The organism is Ilumatobacter sp. (assembly GCF_030065885.1).
GTDB lineage: Bacteria > Actinomycetota > Acidimicrobiia > Acidimicrobiales > Ilumatobacteraceae > Ilumatobacter.
The window spans coordinates 46,940-65,323 of the sequence record NZ_JASJCS010000017.1 but is presented as its reverse complement, the minus strand read 5'-3'; the positions used below and the strand labels follow the sequence as shown (position 1 = coordinate 65,323).

General features: G+C 70.4%; 19 protein-coding genes and 1 pseudogene. 10 read left to right on the top strand and 10 right to left on the bottom strand.

The window, feature by feature from the left end; genetic code table 11:
- Together QNJ12_RS06355 and QNJ12_RS06350 are read left to right on the top strand one after the other, a co-directional pair.
- Window positions 1-378 (top strand): annotated as a pseudogene (locus QNJ12_RS06355) (hypothetical protein); the annotation flags it as partial.
- Window positions 379-443: 65 nt separating this feature from the next.
- Window positions 444-1,730 carry an acyl-CoA dehydrogenase family protein gene (locus tag QNJ12_RS06350; RefSeq protein WP_300620410.1) on the top strand — a complete coding sequence of 429 codons (1,287 nt, stop codon included), beginning with the start codon at window positions 444-446 and terminating at the stop codon, window positions 1,728-1,730.
- Window positions 1,731-1,967: 237 nt separating this feature from the next.
- Here the strand turns inward: QNJ12_RS06350 and QNJ12_RS06345 are convergent, their stop codons facing one another.
- Window positions 1,968-2,831: a zinc metalloprotease HtpX gene (locus QNJ12_RS06345; RefSeq protein WP_300620408.1), complete on the bottom strand. Its 864-nt coding sequence runs from the start codon at window positions 2,829-2,831 to the stop codon at window positions 1,968-1,970.
- A 44-nt stretch (window positions 2,832-2,875) separates the two neighbouring features.
- Here QNJ12_RS06345 and QNJ12_RS06340 point away from each other — a divergent pair, with 44 nt between their 5' ends.
- The 6 genes from QNJ12_RS06340 to QNJ12_RS06315 are packed head-to-tail and all read left to right on the top strand — an operon-like array spanning window position 2,876 to window position 9,145.
- A complete protein-coding gene (locus QNJ12_RS06340; RefSeq protein ID WP_300620405.1) occupies window positions 2,876-4,132 on the top strand; it encodes an MFS transporter in 1,257 nt (418 codons plus the stop codon).
- Window positions 4,129-5,553 carry an amidase gene (locus QNJ12_RS06335; protein WP_300620402.1) on the top strand — a complete coding sequence of 475 codons (1,425 nt, stop codon included), beginning with the start codon at window positions 4,129-4,131 and terminating at the stop codon, window positions 5,551-5,553. The genes QNJ12_RS06340 and QNJ12_RS06335 overlap by 4 nt, the downstream gene beginning before the upstream one ends.
- Window positions 5,550-6,038, top strand: a complete 489-nt coding sequence (locus QNJ12_RS06330) for a YbaK/EbsC family protein (protein ID WP_300620399.1) — start codon at window positions 5,550-5,552, stop codon at window positions 6,036-6,038. Before QNJ12_RS06335 ends, QNJ12_RS06330 begins: the two co-directional genes overlap by 4 nt.
- Entirely contained in the window at window positions 6,035-7,585 is a 1,551-nt protein-coding gene (locus QNJ12_RS06325; RefSeq protein ID WP_300620397.1) for an acyl-CoA carboxylase subunit beta, read from the top strand. The genes QNJ12_RS06330 and QNJ12_RS06325 overlap by 4 nt, the downstream gene beginning before the upstream one ends.
- A gap of 7 nt (window positions 7,586-7,592) precedes the next feature.
- Window positions 7,593-8,105, top strand: coding sequence for a pyridoxamine 5'-phosphate oxidase family protein (locus tag QNJ12_RS06320; RefSeq protein ID WP_300620394.1), 513 nt, complete (start codon window positions 7,593-7,595; stop codon window positions 8,103-8,105).
- A complete protein-coding gene (locus QNJ12_RS06315; protein ID WP_300620391.1) occupies window positions 8,102-9,145 on the top strand; it encodes an adenosine deaminase family protein in 1,044 nt (347 codons plus the stop codon). The genes QNJ12_RS06320 and QNJ12_RS06315 overlap by 4 nt, the downstream gene beginning before the upstream one ends.
- Window positions 9,146-9,152: 7 nt before the next feature.
- On the opposite strand, the gene QNJ12_RS06310 is transcribed toward QNJ12_RS06315, so the two are convergent.
- Genes QNJ12_RS06310 through sufC form a run of 5 tightly spaced genes read right to left on the bottom strand, consistent with a single transcriptional unit; the run spans window position 9,153 to window position 13,475 of the window.
- Window positions 9,153-10,208, bottom strand: coding sequence for a DNA adenine methylase (locus QNJ12_RS06310; protein ID WP_300620388.1), 1,056 nt, complete (start codon window positions 10,206-10,208; stop codon window positions 9,153-9,155).
- Window positions 10,209-10,218: 10 nt separating this feature from the next.
- The gene (locus tag QNJ12_RS06305) at window positions 10,219-10,923 is read right to left on the bottom strand and encodes a PaaI family thioesterase (protein ID WP_300620386.1); all 705 of its coding nucleotides are present in this window, start codon (window positions 10,921-10,923) and stop codon (window positions 10,219-10,221) included.
- Between the two features lie 48 nt (window positions 10,924-10,971).
- Window positions 10,972-11,433 (bottom strand): Fe-S cluster assembly sulfur transfer protein SufU, encoded by a 462-nt coding sequence (sufU, locus tag QNJ12_RS06300; RefSeq protein ID WP_300620384.1) that lies wholly within the window; start codon window positions 11,431-11,433, stop codon window positions 10,972-10,974.
- Between the two features lie 12 nt (window positions 11,434-11,445).
- On the bottom strand, window positions 11,446-12,678 hold the full coding sequence (locus tag QNJ12_RS06295) for a SufS family cysteine desulfurase (protein ID WP_300620413.1): 1,233 nt from the start codon (window positions 12,676-12,678) through the stop codon (window positions 11,446-11,448).
- Window positions 12,678-13,475 (bottom strand): Fe-S cluster assembly ATPase SufC, encoded by a 798-nt coding sequence (gene sufC, locus QNJ12_RS06290; protein WP_300620382.1) that lies wholly within the window; start codon window positions 13,473-13,475, stop codon window positions 12,678-12,680. Before sufC ends, QNJ12_RS06295 begins: the two co-directional genes overlap by 1 nt.
- 53 nt (window positions 13,476-13,528) lie before the next feature.
- On the opposite strand from sufC, the gene QNJ12_RS06285 reads away from it, so the two are divergent.
- A complete protein-coding gene (locus tag QNJ12_RS06285) occupies window positions 13,529-15,019 on the top strand; it encodes an LCP family protein (protein WP_300620379.1) in 1,491 nt (496 codons plus the stop codon).
- 52 nt (window positions 15,020-15,071) lie between these two features.
- On the opposite strand, the gene QNJ12_RS06280 is transcribed toward QNJ12_RS06285, so the two are convergent.
- From QNJ12_RS06280 to QNJ12_RS06270, 3 genes are all read right to left on the bottom strand, one after another.
- The gene (locus QNJ12_RS06280; RefSeq protein ID WP_300620376.1) at window positions 15,072-15,386 is read right to left on the bottom strand and encodes a hypothetical protein; all 315 of its coding nucleotides are present in this window, start codon (window positions 15,384-15,386) and stop codon (window positions 15,072-15,074) included.
- A gap of 156 nt (window positions 15,387-15,542) precedes the next feature.
- Entirely contained in the window at window positions 15,543-15,878 is a 336-nt protein-coding gene (locus QNJ12_RS06275; RefSeq protein ID WP_300620374.1) for a hypothetical protein, read from the bottom strand.
- Window positions 15,879-15,922: 44 nt separating this feature from the next.
- Window positions 15,923-16,540: a class I SAM-dependent methyltransferase gene (locus tag QNJ12_RS06270; protein ID WP_300620371.1), complete on the bottom strand. Its 618-nt coding sequence runs from the start codon at window positions 16,538-16,540 to the stop codon at window positions 15,923-15,925.
- A gap of 42 nt (window positions 16,541-16,582) precedes the next feature.
- Between QNJ12_RS06270 and QNJ12_RS06265 the strand changes: the two genes are divergently transcribed.
- On the top strand, window positions 16,583-17,554 hold the full coding sequence (locus QNJ12_RS06265; protein ID WP_300620368.1) for a glycosyltransferase family 2 protein: 972 nt from the start codon (window positions 16,583-16,585) through the stop codon (window positions 17,552-17,554).
- A gap of 45 nt (window positions 17,555-17,599) precedes the next feature.
- Here the strand turns inward: QNJ12_RS06265 and QNJ12_RS06260 are convergent, their stop codons facing one another.
- The gene (locus QNJ12_RS06260) at window positions 17,600-18,238 is read right to left on the bottom strand and encodes an MBL fold metallo-hydrolase (RefSeq protein WP_300620366.1); all 639 of its coding nucleotides are present in this window, start codon (window positions 18,236-18,238) and stop codon (window positions 17,600-17,602) included.
- Between the last annotated feature and the right edge of the window lie 146 nt (window positions 18,239-18,384).

The following is an 18,384-nucleotide window of genomic DNA, read 5'->3' as shown; positions in this document are numbered from 1 at the left end:
GGCGGCGAGAAGAAGCGCAACGAGACCCTGCAGCTCGCCGTGCTCCGACCCAAGTTCGCGATCCTCGACGAGCTCGACTCGGGGCTCGACATCGACGCGCTGCGCGCCTGTGCCCGGCGCGTCGAGGATCTCAGCAACGAGACCTCGGACGGGCACGATCCGGCCGGGGTGATGGCGATCACGCACTACAGCCGCCTGCTGACCGAGCTGCAACCCGATCACGTGCACATCCTGGTCAAGGGGCGGATCGTCGAGAGCGGCGGTCCCGAGCTCGCCGACGTGCTCGAGGCCGACGGGTATGCCGCGTTCGTGCCGGCCGAGGACCTCGTCGACGAGCAGTCCGCCGGCGGTGGCCTCGACGACCTGTTCGCACTCTGACACGCGCGCGTCGTCGGACGCCGTCGGACTCGGACGCCCCGCCGACGACCTGCCACGATCGCCGCATGGCAGACGTGCTCGACGAACTCCAGGCCTGGCTGGACGCCAACTGGGACCCTGACCTGACGGTGGCCGAATGGTGGGAGCGACTCGGAATGGCCGGCTGGTCGGCGCCATCGCTCCCCGAGCACGCGTTCGGCCGCGGCCTCTCGCGCAACGACGCAGTCCGCGTCGCCGAGACGATCGCGGCGCACGGCGCCCTCGGGGCCCCCGGCGGCCTCGGCCTGCTGCTCGCTGCGCCGACGATCGCCACGCACGGCACCCAGGATCAGGTCGACCGCTACGTCCGCGAGATCGTGACCGGCCGCGAAGCCTGGTGCCAGCTCTTCAGCGAGCCGGTGGCCGGCAGCGACCTCGCCGGTCTGCAGACACGGGCCGATCAGGACGGCGACGAGTGGATCGTCAACGGGCAGAAGGTCTGGACCTCCGGTGGCCACTACGCGGACCTCGGGATGCTGATCGCCCGAACCAACTCCGATGCGCCGAAACATCAGGGCATCAGCTACTTCGCGATCGGGATGCATCAGCCGGGCATCGAGATCCGGCCCCTCAAGGAGATGACCGGTCGAGCGCTCTTCAACGAGGTGTTCATGACCGACGCCCGCGTTGCCGACGACGCGCTCATCGGTGACCGCAACAACGGGTGGGCGGTCGCCAACACCACGCTCGCGTTCGAGCGGGCCGGGCTCGGCTCGGGCGGCAGCACGTCGGCAACCAGTGCAGCGCTTCCCGGCACGGTTGCGGGCCAGCTCGAGCGGCGTGCGGGCGACTTCGTCCAGGGTCCACGTCGCGCCGGTGGTGGCGGCGCCCAGTTCCGAGGCGCCGGCAGGATGCTGCTCGAGCTCGCAGCCTCGACAGGAGCGATCACCGACCCGACGATCCGGCAGGACCTGATGCGGCTCCACACGCTGCAGGAGATCGGTCGCATGAACACGTTGCGGCTCAAGGCACTCAAGGCGAAGGGCGGCGACATCCCCGGTTTCGGCAACATCGGCAAGCTCTCGATGAGCGACATGATGCGGCTCCAGCGCGACCTGGGCCTGCGGATCATCGGCGCCGGCGGCATGCTCCACGCCTACGACGCCGAGGCCAGGGCACAGCTCGATGTCGTCACCAAGGAGCCGGTCCACGGGTTCGTGACCGAGCTCGCGCTCTTCGCGCAGGCGCCGCCGATCTACGGCGGCACCGATCAGGTGCAGCGCAACATCATCGGCGAACGGGTGCTCGGCCTCCCGAAGGAGCCGGGATTCGACAAGACGACCCCATTCTCCGCCCTCCCCAAGAACGCCTGAGGCTGAGGCGGGCCGGAGCCGCCGATCGCGGCGTTCCGCCTCGCCGCTCGCTGTCCGAAGACAGCTCGGGTTCGTCGCGCCTTGCGCTCGACGACTCCGATCCCGCCTCAGGAACCCGGATGCCTCGTCGGAGCGCCGTTCGCCGTCGGACGTTCTCGAGCACGGTGTCCGGTGCCGAGGGAAGCTCTAGCGACGAGATGCATGCGGCGCAGCCGGAGGGCCGACGCGCCCGCCAGATCAGATGGTGAGGAGGCGGCGGATGCGTTCGTCGGTGGGCGGGTGGGTGCTGAACAGCTTGGCCATGTTGGGGCCACCGCCCCGGCTCGACCTCGCCTCGGCGAGCGGGTTGTGGATGTAGGCCTGGGCCTGCGCCGGTTGGACGGCCATCGGACGCTGCGCCGCGATGGCCTCGATGCGCTGCAGCGCCCGCGCCAGTGGTTCGCCGCTGCCGAGCAGCTCGGCGGCGCCACGGTCGGCCTCGTACTCGCGTGAGCGTGAGACGGCCATCTGGATCAGCGAGGCGGCGATCGGTGCGAGGAGCGCGACCGCGAGCATGGCGATCGGGTTGCCCGATCGGCGATCTCGGCCGCCGAACATCGACGAGAACATCGCCATCTGCGCCATGAACGAGATCGCCGTGGCGATCGCCGCGGCGACCGAACCGATGAGGATGTCGCGATGCTTGACGTGCATCAGCTCGTGCGCCATGACGCCCTCGACCTCGTCGCGCGGCAGCGTCTCGAGCAGACCTTGCGTGGCGCACACGACGGCGTTCTTGGGGCCGCGCCCGGTGGCGAAGGCGTTCGGCTGGGCGTCGGGCGAGACGGCAACGGTGGGCATCGGCATGTTCGCTCGCTGCGCGAGCTGCTCGACCATGCCGTAGAACTCGGGCGCCTGCTCACGCGTGATGACCTGGGCCTTGGCGGACCGGAGCGCGAGCTTGTCGCTGAACCAGTACGAGCCGCCGACCATGACGAGGGCGAGCACGAGGCCGATCGTGAGCGACGCGCTGCTGCCGCCGCCGAGGATGCCGGACACCGCGATGATCAGGCCACCGAGGCCTGCCAGGAGGACGCCGGTCTTCATCGTGTTCTTGAACATCGCACGACTCAGGATACCGAGCGAGGGATCGGTACCGTTCGGCGGTGGGTGAGAGTTCGGTGAACAGATTCCCGGGGTGGCGCGTCGTCACCGGGGTCTTCATCGTGCTCTCGACGGGCTCGGGGCTCGGCTTCTACGGGCTCGCCGTCTACCTCAACGCCTTCAACAACGAGCTCGGCTGGGAGGTCTCGACGCTGTCGCTGGCGACGACGTGGTTCTTCGTCGTGTCCGGCGTCGTCGGGGTCGGCGCGGCGCGGCTGATCGCCCGCCACGACGTCCGGGTCGTCGTCGTCGCCGGCGGGTGCCTCGCCGGCGCGTCGCTCGCGTCGCTCGGCCAGGTCCGCGAGGTCTGGCAGCTCTTCGCGGCCTACTCGGCGTTCGCCACCGGGTGGGCGATGGCCGGCCTGATCCCGCTGACGACGGTCGTGACCCGGTGGTTCCACCGGCGTCGCTCGGTCGCACTGTCGGTCGCTTCCACGGGGTTGTCCGCCGGCGGCATCCTCATCACGCCTGCCGCGAAGTGGCTGTTGGACCGCGAGGGCATCGAGACCGGTATGCCGTTCCTCGGGGCGGCATTCGTCGTCGGGGTCGTGCCGTTCACGCTCTGGCTGATCCGGCCCGACCCGGCCGAGCTCGGGTGGCTCCCCGACGGCGACAGGTCGGAACCCGGCGCGGCGCCGGCCAGGCTGGTCGGCACGCCGTTCCACCAAGCCGTCCGCAGCCGGTTCTTCGTCGGCGTGACGATCGGCTACATCCTCGCCCTCGGATCGCAGGTCGGTGGCATCCAGCAGCTCGTGAAGCTGGTCGAGGAGCGGACCGATGCCGACACTGCAGCGCTCGCGACGCTCGCGCTCGCGGCGACCTCGGTCGTCGCCCGACTGGTCGGCGGCCGCGTCGTCACCGCCGTGCCGATGATGTTCTTCACCGCCTGCCTCGGCGGCCTGCAGATGCTGGCGATGCTGTCGCTCGCGTTCGCCGAATCCACGGTGACGATCTTCGCCTCGATCGTCCTGTTCGGTGCGACGATCGGCAACATCCTCATGCTGCAACCGCTCCTGATCGCCGAGCGGTTCGGGGTGCTCGACTATCCGCGCATCTACAGCAGGACACAGCTCTACGGCCTGGTCGGCACGGCGGGCGGCCCGCTCCTCCTCGGCTGGCTGCACGACTCGGCCGGGGGCTACCGCACCTCGTACGCGGTCGCCGCGGCGTGCTCGCTCGTCGGCGCCGCCGTCCTGCTCTGGGGCGGGCCCGCCCGGGCGCCCGAGCCCGATCTCACCGACCTGGCGGTGGCGGCGTGAGCGGTGCCGACGCCGGGCTGGTCGAGCGGTCGGCCGTCGAGCTCGCCGCCATGATCCGGCGCCGCGAGGTCTCTGCACGCGAGCTGCTCGCCGCCACGCTGGAACGCATCGGGGCGGTCGACCCACAACTGAACGCCATCGTCACGCTCGTTCCCGACATGGCAGAGCGATGGGCCGGCGAAGCTGACGCACGCACCGCGGCCGGCGACGAGCTCGGCCCCATCCACGGCCTCCCGGTGGCCCACAAGGACCTCGAGTTGACCGCCGGCATTCGCACCACGCTCGGCTCGCCCCTGTTCGCCGACTTCGTGCCCGAGGAGGACGGGCTCGTCGTCCAGCGACTCCGCGCGGCCGGCGCCGTCACGATCGGCAAGACCAACGTCCCGGAGTTCGGAGCGGGCTCACAGACGTTCAACCCCGTCTTCGGCGCAACGCGCAACCCGTATGACCCGGCGCGTACGTGCGGCGGCTCGAGCGGTGGTGCCGCCGTGGCGCTGGCGGCAGGCATGACCTCGATCGCCGACGGGTCGGACATGGGCGGCTCGCTGCGCAACCCCGCCTCGTTCTGCAACGTCGTCGGGATGCGCCCGTCCCTCGGGCGGGTCCCGTCGTGGCCGACGGCGACGCCGATGTCCGGGCTCGGCACAGCGGGCGCGATGGCGCGGTCGGTCGCCGATCTCGCGCTCCAGATGTGCGTGCTCGCCGGCCCGGATCCGCGTATCCCGATCTCGCTCCCCGAGCCCGGATCGATCTTCGACGTCGGGCTCGACGCCGATGTCACGGGCCGCCACGTCGCATGGACCCCCGACCTCGGCCTGCCCGTCGATCGGCGCGTGCGCGATGCGCTCGCCGGCGTGCCCGCGTCGCTCGAGGCGCTGGGCTGTCGGGTGGCCGAGACGACGCCCGACCTGTCGGGCGCCCGCCTGATCTTCCAGGTGCTGCGGGCCTGGCACTTCGAGATCTCCGCCGGGCTGCTGTACGACCGCGAGCCCGAGCAGATGAAGGACACCGTGCGGTGGAACATCGAGCAGGCGCGGTCGCTGCACCTCGCCGACCACGCCCGCGCGAGCGCCGCCCAGGCGCGGGTGCTGCAGGAGGTCGACAGGTTCTTCGGGCACCACGACGTGCTCGCACTGCCGGTCTCGCAGGTCCCGCCGTTCGATGTCGAGCTCGACTGGCCGCGCGAGGTCGACGGCGTCGCGATGGAGACCTACATCGACTGGATGCGGACCTGCAGCGACATCTCGATCACCGGCTGCCCGGCGATCTCGATGCCGGCCGGCTTCACCGACGAGGGGCTGCCGGTCGGCGTCCAGTTCGTCGGCCGCCCCGGCGGCGACGTCGAGTTGCTGCGATTCGCCCGAGCCTGGGAGCGCTCGTGCGACGCCGGCCACCGACGTCCGCCCACGGTGCCGGCATGACCGAGCTGCACCGCAACGTCCAGCGGGTCGTCGAGGCGGGCCGTGTGCTCGGCCTCGAGGTGCGCCCGCGCCGGTTCCCCGAGGGCGCCAAGACCGCTGCCGACGCGGCAGCCGCGATCGGCGTCGAGGTCGGACAGATCATCAAGAGCCTGATCTTCAGCGTCGACGGCGAGATCGTCCTGGCGTACGTCAGCGGCGCCAATCGCCTCGACGAGCGCAAGCTCGCGCACGCCGCCGGCGGCGAGCGCTGCGAGCGCGTCGACGCCGATGCGGTCAAGGCGGCCACCGGCTTCCCGATCGGGGGCGTCCCACCGATCGGCCACGCGACCGAGTTGCGGTCGTTCATCGACCCCGACCTGCTGCGCTACGACGAGATCTGGGGCGCGGCGGGCACCTGGCACGACGTGTTCCCGATCGCTCCGGGCGACCTGCGGCGCGTCAGCGGTGGTCGGGTGACCGAGCTGCGGACGGCGGACGACCGATGACCTGGGAGCCCGAGCTCGACGAGTTGCGTCGCCGCGAGGAGCTCGCCGAGCGCTTGGGCGGGCCCGACAAGATCGAGCGGCAGCACCACTTCGGCAAGCTGACGGTGCGCGAGCGGCTCGAACGGATCGTCGACGAGGGCACCCTGTGGGAGGTCGGCAAGACCGCCGGCGTCGCTCGCTACGACGAGCACGGCGCGCTCGTCGAGTTCACGCCGTCCAACTTCGTGTACGGCATCGCCGAGCTCGACGGCCGCCCCGCCGTGGTCTCGGGCGACGACTTCACCGTTCGCGGCGGTTCCAACGACGCTTCCATCTCCGCCAAGCGCGAGGCATCCGAGGCGATCGCGGCCGAGATGCGACTCCCGCACGTCCGGCTGCTCGACGGGATGTCGGGCGGCGGCTCGGTCAAGACCATCGAGCAGGCGGGTCGCACGTACATCCCGGTGCTGCCGGGGTGGGACACCGTCGTGGATCATCTCAACATCGCCCCGTCGGTGTCCTTGGTGCTCGGTTCGGTCGCCGGGTTCGGCGCCGCACGCGCTGTTGCCTCGCACTACTCGGTGATGGTCCGCGACACCTCGCAGATGATGATCGCCGGTCCCGCGCTGGTCGAGCAGGCCGGCCTCGGCTCGGTCACCAAGGAGGAGCTCGGTCACTCCGACATCCACACCCGCAACGGTGCGATCGACGACGCCGTCGACTCCGAGGTCGAGGCGTTCGAACGCGCAGTGCACTTCCTCTCGTACCTGCCGACGAGCGTCGACGAGCTGCCGCCCGTCGAGCAGAGCGACGACGACGTCGGCCGCCGCGACGCGTGGCTGTCCGACGCCGTACCCCGGAATCCTCGGCAGGCCTACGACATGCGAGCCATCGTCTCGGCGGTCGTCGACGCCGACAGCTTCTTCGAGATCGGCTGCGAGTGGGGGACGTCGGTGATCGGAGGCCTCGCACGTCTGGCCGGCGTGCCGGTCGCCGTGTTCGCCGAGAACCCGATGATGTACGGCGGTGGCTGGACCGCGGACTCGTCGCGCAAGCTCAGCCGGCTGATCGATCTCGCCTCGCTGTTCAAGCTGCCGCTCGTGCACTTCGAGGACTGTCCCGGCTTCCTGATCGGCAAGCAGAGCGAGCAGGACGCCACGATCCGGTACGGCACCGAGGCACTCGTCGCCCTCCAGCACGCCGAGGTGCCGTACGCGACGGTCGTCGTGCGCAAGGCGTTCGGTGTCGCCGGCGCCGCGAACCGCAAGCCGGGCAGCGAGTCGATGCGGTTCGCGTGGCCGTCGGGCGACTGGGGCTCGTTGCCCCTCGAGGGCGGTCTCGAGGTCGCGTACAAGGCCGACCTCGCCGCCAGCGACGACCCCGAGGGGCTCAAGCACGAGATCACCGAGCGGCTGAACCGCCTCCGCTCGCCGCACCGATCGGCCGAGTTCTACGAGATCGAGCAGATCATCGACCCGCTCGACACCCGGCCGGTGTTGTGTGACTGGATCCGACTCGCCCGCCGCACGCTGCAGCCGGGGCGTCCGGCCTGGGGTTATCGGCCGTGAGGTCGACGTGCCGAAGCTGACCGGCGACGAGCTCGAGGCGTTCCTCGACGAGCGCGGGCACCTCGCCCGCATCGGCACCGTCGACGAGGACGGCTTCCCTCGCGTGCTGCCCCTCTGGTTCATCCGCGACGGGCAGCGGCTGCTGTTCACGCCACGCGAGCCCGCCGTGATCTGGCGCAACATCCAGGCCGACGCCCGCATCGGCCTCTCGATCGACGAGGCCGAGCAGCCGTACCGCAAGGTGACGGTGCAGGGGGAGTGCATCGTCGTCCACCCACCGGGCGAGGACGACCAGTGGCGCGACCTGTACCGCGCGATCACGCGCCGCTACACGAGCGAACGGTTCGCCGACCTCTACGTCGACGGCACCGACGACCAGCCGCGAGCCCTGTGCGCCATCGACCTCGACGCCCCGACGACGAGGGTGTCGACGTGGCGGATGCCGCTGCCCGGCGAGGACCAGCGCGGGGTGTGGGCCAAGCGCTACTACCGGCCCGGCACGAAGTGGAGCGACTCGTGACCGGCGAGACGTCGTTGCCCGGACCGGACGTTCATGATTGGCTCCGCACGGTGCCGAAGCTCGAGCTGCACCTCCACCTCGAGGGATCGATGTCGGTCGCGACCGTCCGGTCCCTGATCGAACGTCACGGCGTCGATCCCACTCCGATTTGGCCCGACGGTCTGCCCGACTCGTTCAGCTTCGAGGGGTTCCCCGACTTCTCGCGCCAGTTCCTCTTCGGGCTCGCGCTCCTGCGCTCCGGCGAGGATCTCGCATCGATCACCGAGGACCTCGCCGCGACGTTGGCGGCACAGCAGGTCCGGTACGCAGAGGTCACCACCACGGCGTTCACGCACTTCCGACCACTCGACGGCCGAGCGGGCATGTCGCCGACCGAGTATCGGCACGGCCTCGACGAGGGCCGACGTCGTGCCGCGGCGCACGGCGTCGCGATCGGCTGGGTGATCGACATCCCCCGCGATCTGGAGTCACCCGGGCAGCAGGTGACGGTCGGCTTCCTCGACAGCTCGGAGGCACCGGATGGCCTCGTCGCAATGGGGCTCGGCGGCAACGAAGTGGGCAATCCCGCCGGTCCCTACGCCGACGACTTCGCCCGCGCCCGCGCAATGGGGCTCCCCGCCGTTCCGCACGCCGGTGAGACCGACGGGCCGGCGAGTGTGCGTGCCGCCGTCGACGACCTCGGCGCGGTCCGCATCGGCCACGGGATTCGCAGCGTGGAGGACGGTGATCTCCTCGACGAGCTCGCAGCGCGTGGCATCCTGCTCGAGGTCTGTCCGACCAGCAACGATCTCCTCCAGATCGTCGAGACGATCGACGACCATCCCTTGTCACAGCTCGTCGAAGCCGGCGTGCCGGTGTGTCTCAACACCGACGATCCTGGCTGGTTCGCCAACGATCTCACGAGCGAACTCGTCGTGGCATCGGAGCGGCTCGGCGTCGACCTGGAGGGACACCGGACGATGCTGCTCGACGCCGTCGGCGCGAGTTTCCTGGGAGGTCAGGGCAAGGCGGACCTCGCGGCCGAGATCGCGGCGCACTGAGCTGCATTCACACGAGCGCGGACGCGTAGGGCTCGACCATCGTCGAGATGTGCGCCCGGTCGCCGGCGACCAGGACGTACTCGAGGTTGCGGGTGTGGCTGACCTCGCCGACCTTCCTGCCGCTCGGGTCGTGGATGCCGATCTGGGCGCCGACGTAGCGCTTCGAGTCGAACGCCAGCGCCACGACGTCGCCGTGTACCGCACACATGCTGCGGAGCTCGTCGAGCGACACCCATGACTCGTCGTTGTACGACACGACCACGACCTCGGCATTGACGCTCGCGATGGCCCGGCGGAGCGCGTCGGGCATCTCGCGCTTGCGGTTGAACGCGCTCTTCGTGGCGTCGTCGCGGGCGTCGACGCGCTTGCAGGCGACCCCGTAGTGCTCGGGTTGGTCCCAGGCGACCAGCGTCTCCCAGACGTGGTAGTTCGTGAAGTAGCGGTGCTGGTTGTACGGGGGGTCGAGGTAGGCGAAGTCGACGTGCTCCAACGCCGACGCCACGTCGATCGCGTCGCCGCGGATCGCCCGACCGGCGCCGGGGAGGAGGTCGGGCGGGCGCAACGTCATCCGCTGATGCGATCGGGGCGCCCACTGCTTGACGTAGGCCATCTGCACCCCGGTGGTGGAGTCGACGCGATCGGCTGCGACCAGGAGGCTCGTGAGCAGGATCGGCTCGAGCGGGCTCCCGGCATGGTGGTCGGCGATCGCCGTGCGGATCGCGTCGATCCGTTCGCCGTTGTGCGGCTGGAAGAAGCGCGACCGCTCGCAGAACGTCTCGGTCACGTACCCCGGCGCGCCGGGCAGCGCGTCGAGCTCGTCGATCACGGCAGCGAGATGCCGCCGGTCGACCGCATCCGCGTCGGTCTCGATCCACGTCCTGGCGAACACCTCCGAGTACCGGGCGGTGTCGACCGCGGTGACCTCGCCGCCCGCCGCCTTGAACGCCTGCGCGACGCGGGTGGTCCCCGTGAACAGGTCGAGCGCGCTCCGTGCCCCCGACCGCTCGAACAGCTCGGTCAGCACCGGCACGAGTCGCCGCTTCGAACCGAGGTACTTGATCACGGCTGCGGGGTCAGCGGTCCTCGTCGGGTGGGGCCGGTCGTTCGGCCGTCATACGTGCGAAGGCCTCACGATCGACGGCGACGAACGTCGCCCTGGCGGTGGTGACCGTGCGACCGGTCTCGACGTCGACCAGCTCGCCGCTCAGCAGGAGCTTGCGCCCCTGCCGCTCGTCCATGCGGACGCGGCACACCAGGCGGCGGTGGAGCGGCACCGGCGCGCGGTAGCGGATGTACAGGTCGCCAGTGAAGGCGGGCTGACCGACGACGCCGAGCACGAACCCGAACACATCGTCGAACAGCGCGGCCACGACGCCGCCGTGGCTCCGGTTGGGAGCGCCCTCGTGCGCCGACCGCAACGTGACGTGCGCCTCGATCTCGTCGCCGTGGCGGTGGAGCTCGAGATCGAGGCCCCACGGCGACGACTTGCCCGAGACCGGTCGATCGTCGAAGTCGTGGTCGAACCGTCCCTGCGGGTACTCGGTCATCTGGCGGTTGGCGAAGGGGAGACCGTTGCGCGTCCGCAGCTCGGCCGGCCACAGTTCTGCCGTGATCGCCTCGAGCACATCGGTCAGGTGCTCGATCTGCTCGACCGTCGCGTGCCGGCCGATGAACGCATGGCCCAGCTCTCGGATCGCCGAACCCGCCCGCCACCGAGCCTGCACGATCGAGTCGTCGGCCGCAGCGTCGGCTGACCCGGTCAACGCGTCGTCGGTCATCGCCACGACTCTCGCACGTCGACCGCGGTCACGGTCAACCGGGAACGCTCAGGCGTCGAGGGCCTCGGTGAGCGTGTTCCACGCGAGGGTGGCGCACTTGATGCGCACCGGGAACTTGACGACCCCCTGGAGCGCCTCGAGGTCACCGAGCGACACGTCGGCCACGTCGGCCACGTCGGCCACGTCGGCGTCGTCGCCGTCGGACTCGATCGACATCAACCCCTTGAACTTCCTGACCAGCGCCCGCACCTCGGGGACCGGCTTGCCCTTGATCGCGGCGCTCATCATCGAGGCGGACGACTGGCTGATCGAGCAGCCCTGGCCGCTCACGCGCACGTCGGTGACGACATCGGCGTCGTCGACGTCGAGGAAGACCGTGATCTCGTCACCGCAGAGCGGGTTGTGGCCCTCGGCGTGGCGCGCCGGCGGGACCGGGAGCTCGCCGCGGTTGCGCGGCGAGCGGTAGTGGTCGAGGATGATCTCGCGGTAGAGGTCTTCGAGGCCTGGCATGTCGTCTCCTGGTCAGAAGCCGAAGATATCGGTAGCGCCGTCGAGCGCATCGCCCAGGGTGTCGATGTCGGACTCGTCGTTGTAGAGGTAGAGGCTCGCCCGCGTCGTCGCGTTCGCACCGAGCAGACGCATGAGCGGCTTCGCGCAGTGATGTCCGGCCCGGACGCACACGTTCTTCTCGTCGAGGACCTGGCTGACGTCGTGCGGGTGGATGTCGCGGAACGCGAAGCTCAGGACACCGCCGCGGACCTCGACGTTGTCCGGGCCGTGGATCGTGATGTCGTCGCCGTAGCGCTCCTTCAGCGTGTCGATCGCGTACCGGGTCAGCTCGACCTCGTGCCGGCGGATCTCGGCCATGCCGATCGACTCGAGGTACTCGGCGGCGGCGCCGAAACCGACCGCCTCGGTGATCGGTGGTGTGCCGGCCTCGAACTTCGCGGGCACGGGCGCTGGCGTGAAGCCGTCGAGCCGAACGTCGGCGATCATGTTGCCGCCGCCGAGGTAGGGCGGCATCGCATCGAGCAGCTCCATCCGACCCCACAGCGCACCGATGCCGGATGGGCCGCACATCTTGTGGGCCGAGAACGCGACGAAGTCGGCGTCCCACGCCCGGACGTCGGTCGGGTTGTGCGGCACGTACTGGCACGCATCGACGATGGCCAGCGCGCCGGCGTCGTGGGCGGCCTCGCAGAGCTTGGCGACGGGAGGGATGGTGCCGAGCACGTTGCTCATCGCCGTGAACGCGAACGCCTTCGCCCCGTCGAGCAGCCGGTCGAGGTCGGTCAGGTCGAGCTGCCCGTCGTCGGTCAGCGGGACCCAACGCAGCTCGACGCCACGGGTGGCGGCGAGCATCTGCCAGGGCACGATGTTGGCGTGGTGCTCCATGTGGGTGAGCACGACCACGTCGCCCTCACCCAGGTTGTCGCCGCCCCAGGAGCCGGCGACGAGGTTGAGAGCCTCGGTTGCGTTCTTCGTGAACACGACCTCGTCGGCCGCGGGTGCGTTGATCAGGCGTGCGACGGCGCTGCGCGCCCCCTCGTAGCGGTCGGTCGCCTCGGCGGCCAGCCGGTAGGCGCTCCGGTTGATCGGCCCGTACGCCGTGCGCTGGAAGTCGCGCATCGCGTCGATCACCTGGTTCGGCTTCTGGGAGGTGTTGCCCGAGTCGAGGTAGACGATCGGCGAGCCGTCGATCTCGCGGCGCAGGACGGGGAAGTCGGCGCGGACCGCCGCCCAGTCGGTGCCCATCACGCCGGCGCTCTGAACGCCTCGTACCCGTCGCGCTCGAGTTGCTCGACCAGGTCCATGCCGCCGCTCTGCACGATCCGGCCGTCGACCATGATGTGCACGTGATCGGGCTCGAGCTCGTCGAGCAACCGCTGGTAGTGCGTGATCAGCACGACGCCCATCGAGGGTCGCTCGGCGCGGACCTCGCGGATGCCCTGGGCCACGATCCGCAGCGCGTCGATGTCGAGCCCGGAGTCGGTCTCGTCGAGGATCGCCAGCTCGGGCTCGAGGATCGCCATCTGCATGACCTCGTTGCGCTTCTTCTCGCCACCCGAGAAGCCCTCGTTGAGGTAGCGGTCGACGAACGACGAGTCCATGCCGAGGCGCTTCATCCAGTCCATCGTGGCGAGGCGCAGTTCGAGCACCGAGAGCTCGATGCCCTTCCGTGCCGACAGCGCCTGGCGGAGGAACTGGATCACCGAGACGCCCGGGATCTCCTGCGGATACTGGAACGCGAGGAACATGCCGGCCTTGGCGCGCTCGTCGCTCGGCCACTCGGTGACGTCGTCGCCGAGGAACGTGATGGTGCCCTCGGTGACCTCGTACTCGGGCGAACCGAGCAAGCTGTTGCCGAGCGTGCTCTTGCCGCAGCCGTTGGGTCCCATGATCGCGTGCACCTCGCCGGCCGCGACGGTGAGGTCGACCCCGCGGAGGATTTCGTCGGCCGTCCCGGCACCCTGCTCGGTGGCAGCGCCACCTCGTTCGGCAGCGGGTCGGACGTGGAGGTTCTCGACGTGGAAGAGCGGCGCTTCCGGCATGATGCCGAGTCTACGATCGAATCGGCGGGATTATCACTACGCGGATAGGAGAAATGAGGTTGCTGTCCGAGGTCGCCCAGGCGGTGCTCGCGCCGGGCTGGAACGCACGCCACCGGCGACGCCCACTCGCCGTCGTGCTGCTGTCGTTCGGCCTCGTCGTCCCGCTCGGTGTGGCCGTGTACGCCGCCTTCTCGGGCCGCAACTGGGTGGCGCTGAGCCTCGACTCCGGCTTCCTCGCGTGGGTGATGGTCGCCTTCGCGTCGGCGCTGGCGGCGAGGCTCGTCGCGGTCGCGGAGCTCTGGCACCACGCCGGCCGCCCGACCCCCGTGCGACGCAGCGATCTGCTCGCGATCGGCGTCGTCGTTGCCGTCTGCGCTCCGCTCACGGTCGGCCTGGTCCAGGTCGGGCGGGCGCGTGCCGACATCCAACCGGCGTTCTCCGGCGCGTCCGACGAACCGCTCTACGACGCTGAGACGCCGGCCGTCGCCTCGACGAACCCGTCGGAGGTCCGCAGCGACGTCAGCCCGACGTCGCGCCCGGACGATCTCGCTGCTCCCGATCGTGTCGATCGCGTCGATCGTCTCGAACGGCCCGCCGACGTCGCCGTCGTCGACGCTGCCGACGAGCCGGCGATCACGACGCCCACCACCGAGCCGCCTCGTCCGTCCCGGCCGTCGTCGGGCGTCGACGCGGCGCTCCTCGAGAACGTCCACACCGTGCTGCTGCTCGGCGGCGACGGCGGTCCCGGCCGGTTCGGGCTGCGCACGGACACGATGATGCTCTTCAGCTTGCACGAGCCGAGCGGTCGGGCGGCGCTGATCTCGATCCCGCGTGATCTCGAGGGTCTGCTCTTCCCACCCGGGAGCGCGCTCGAGGCACGCTATCCGTACGGCTTCGACGACATCGCGAACGCGGTCTATCCGGTGGTCTCGTCGCGCCGGTCGCTCCGCGATGCGTACGACGTGCCGGGCGTCCGGCCGGGCGTCGTCGGCATCGTCCACGGCATCGGGTACTCGCTCGACGTCACGATCGAGGACTACGCACTCGTCGACATGCAGGGCTTCCTCGAGCTCATCGATGCCCTCGGCGGTGTCACCGTCGACGTCCCGAAGCAGGTACCGATGCCCGGCAACGTGCCGGGGGCCCCGACCCAGTACCCCGACACGATCGGTCCCGGCGTGATCGAGATGGACGGCACGACGGCACTGGGATACGTGCGCAGCCGGAAAGGCGACAACGACTTCCGGCGCACCGAGCGTCAGCGTGAGCTGCTCGCCGCGCTGGCGACACAGGTCTCTGTCGACGACGTCGTCTTCGCGTTCGGTGAGGTGGCGTCCGCCATCGGTGCGACGCTTCGCACGTCGATGACGCCCGACGAGCTCGCCGAGGTGCTGAACGTGATCGGGGGCGAGACGGCGATCGTCGAATCGGTCGGCCTCGTGCCGCCGCTCGTCAGCGTGACGCGACCCGACTTCGACCGGATGGCCCGGATCGTCGGCGAGGTGCAGCTCGCGCTGGTGACCGGTCGGCCGTCGGGCTACTGACAGCCGGCGTGGCCCTCGCCGGGCCCGCCGTCGGCCCGTCGAGCGCCATGCGTCAGCGCGTGAGGCGCAGTTGGCGCTTCCAGTGCCGCAGACGGGTCACGGTCTGACCGTCAGGGGTGGTGCCGACGCCACTGCCGTCGGGGAACACGCGGAACGTGCACCAGCGGTCCGCATCGGTCCGGTGCCCGGCCCAGTAGCGGGCGTCGCCGCGGCGACCCGGCCCGGCCCGCCAGACGACCCAGTCGCCGCATCGTCGCAGGTAGCGCGCCTGGGGGTTGTCGGGCAGGTCCATGCCCAGCACACACAGCGAGTCGGGCGCCTCGAGCCATGCCGAGGCCGGGACGCTGCGCAGGAACGTCGGAGCCATGTGGGTCGACAGTGGTTGCTGAGCCATGGTGGTGATCGATCCGGGGCCGCCTGACCGCTCGTGCCGACGACGATACGGCGTGATCGATGCCACAACCAGTGGTCTTTCGTCAAGAAGCTCGACGCAGCGTGGTCGAGCCGCGACGCGGACCGGCGGTCATTCGACGTCGCGGAGGTCCTCTTTCCAGGCGCGGAAGCGGTCGACAGGGACGCCGCTCGGCCCGATGCCCTCGCCCGAGCCGTCGGGGTAGAGCCGGAAGGTGTATGCCTCGTCGAGCGCCTCAGCGCGTGCGGCCCAGTAGCGGGCGTCGGCGTGCTTGGCCGGCCCGGCGCGCCACAGGATCCACGGGCCGATGCGGCGCTTGTACTCGGCGGTCGGCGCACCCGGAAGGTCATCGCCGAGCGCGAGGAGCGAATCCGGCGCCTGCACCCACGCCGTGGCGGGGATGTTGCGGTCGCGCACGGGCGTGGCGGGCAGGTCGGCCGTCTGCACGGGCGTCGGATCGACGGGTCGCTCGTCGTACCGCACGTTGCCGCCTAGGCCGCCGCCGACGGCGTCGCCCGCACCATGGTCCAGGGGAGCGGGCGGTGGACGTCGACGACGTCGAAGCGCTCGGCGACGAAGCGCTCGAAGCGCCGCGCCGACCAGTGGTTGACGTGGCCCGGCGTGTTGCCCAGCTCGCGCACGTAACGGCCGCGCGCCACGTTCCCGGCGCGCCAGATCGGCTCGCGAGGAACCGACAGGACTGCTGTGTGCCGGCAGACGCGGGCGATCTCGGCCAGCGCCGCCGCCGGCCCGGGGACGTGCTCGAGCACCTCGAGTCCGACGACGAGGTCGACGCTGTTGGCCGCGAACGGGAGCCGCGTCACGTCGCCGAAGAACATCGGCACGTCGAGGGTCGCCCACTCGTCGGCGAGGTCGCCGTCGGGCAGGTCGAGGCCGACGACATCGGCATCGGGAAACCGTTCGACGAGCCGCTCGGTGACGCGGCCCTCGCCGGCACCGACCTCGAGCACGCGGTCGGGATGCAGCCCGTCGAGCGCGGCATCGAGGGCGTCGAAGAACCCGGCCATCATCCGCCGTTCGACCGGATTCGTGGTCGTGTACTTGTCGTAGGTGTTCCCCGCCACGTTGGCGGGATTCGACGACTCCACTCTCCCGATCGTAGGGGCGTCGCGAGCGTAAGCTCTGCCACCATGTCCGAATCCGGCGAGCGTCTGCGCAAGCTCGTGATCCAGATCCCGTGCCTGAACGAGGAGGAGACGCTGCCGGCGACGCTCGCCGACCTGCCCCGCGAGGTCGAGGGGGTCGATGTCGTCGAGTGGCTGATCATCGACGACGGCAGCACGGACGGCACGGTCGACGTGGCCCGGGCGCACGGCGTCGACCACGTCGTCCAGCATCCTCGCAACCGTGGTCTCGCCGCGGCGTTCCTCACCGGGCTCGACGCTGCGCTCCGCGCGGGTGCCGATGTCGTGGTCAACACCGACGCCGACAACCAGTACGACGGTTCGTGCATCCCCGAGCTGATCGGCCCGGTGCTCCGCGACGGCGCCGACATGGTCGTGGGGGAGCGGCCGATCGAGCAGATCTCCGAGTTCTCGGGCCTCAAGAAGCGGCTGCAGCGGCTCGGCTCGTGGGTGGTGCGACGCTTCTCGGGGACCGACATCCGCGACGCGGCGAGCGGCTTCCGCGCGCTGAGCCGCGACGCTGCGCTGCGGCTGCAGGTGTACGGCAAGTACAGCTACACGATGGAGACGCTCGTGCAGGCGCGGGCCGAGGGACTCGCGGTGGAGGCCGTGCCGATCCGGGTCAACCCGCAGACGCGGCCGTCACGGTTGGTGCGGAGCACCGGGCAGTACGTGCGTCGCTCGGCGCAGACCATCGTGCGGAGCTTCGCGCTCTACTACCCGTTCCGGTTCTTCTTCATCATGGGGCTGCTCCCGCTGCTGATCGGCCTGGCGCTCCTGGTGCGTTGGCTGGCGTTCTTCGTGTTCGCCGACGAGTACCAGAGCAGGATCCCGAGCCTCGTCGTCGGCGCGGTCTTCACGCTGGTCGGCGTGCAGATCTGGCTGGTCGGCTTCCTCGGCGACCTGCAGGCGGCGAGTCGGCGCCTGCTCGCGGAAGCCCGCGTTCGAGACCGGCACCGCGACCTCGGCCGGCCCTGACGCCGGTCGCCGGTGTCAAGTCACCGGTCGCCGGCCGTCACCGGGTCACCAGCCGCGGTCGACCCACTCCTGGAGGTGCGGGCGCTCACGCCCGATCGTGGTGTCGACGCCGTGGCCCGGCAGCACGATGGTGTGTTCGGGGAACGTGAACAGCTTGTCGTCGATCGACTCGATGATCGTGGCGAAGTCACCGCCCTCGAAGCCGGTCGCGCCGGGCCCTCCCGGGAAGAGTGTGTCGCCGGTGAAGAGCAGCGGCGTCCCGACCAGCTCGAACGAGATCGACCCGGGGGTGTGCCCGGGGTTGTGGATCGCGTTCATGCGGAGGCGGCCGAACTCGATGACCTCGGCGTCGTCGAGGAAGACGTCGTAGCCGACGTCCTTCAGCATCGGAGCGTCCTGGGAGGTGACGGCGACCTCGTAGCCCGCCTCGCGGATCTGCGAGACGGCGCCGATGTGGTCCCAGTGGCCGTGCGTCTCGAGCACCCGTCGCACGCCGAGCTGCTGGCACAGCTCGAGCAGCAGCTCGTGCTCGTTCGCGGCGTCGATGAGCACGGCCTCGCCCGTTCGACGGCAGCGCACGATGAAGACGTTGTTGTCGTACGAGCCCACGACGACGCGGTGCACCTCGACGTCGGCGTTGGTCCAGTGCAGGGTCGTGGACGGGATGCCGGACGGTGTCGCCATGCCCCCAGTGTCGCACGAGAGTGAGTCCGCCGTCGGGTGAGGTGGCAACCCTTGCTCGGTGTCCGTCGCCACTGGCACGTCTGCGCTCTCGCGATCGTCAGGACCCGACGGGTGATCTCGACGGTGAGTCCGGCGGGTGACGGCCA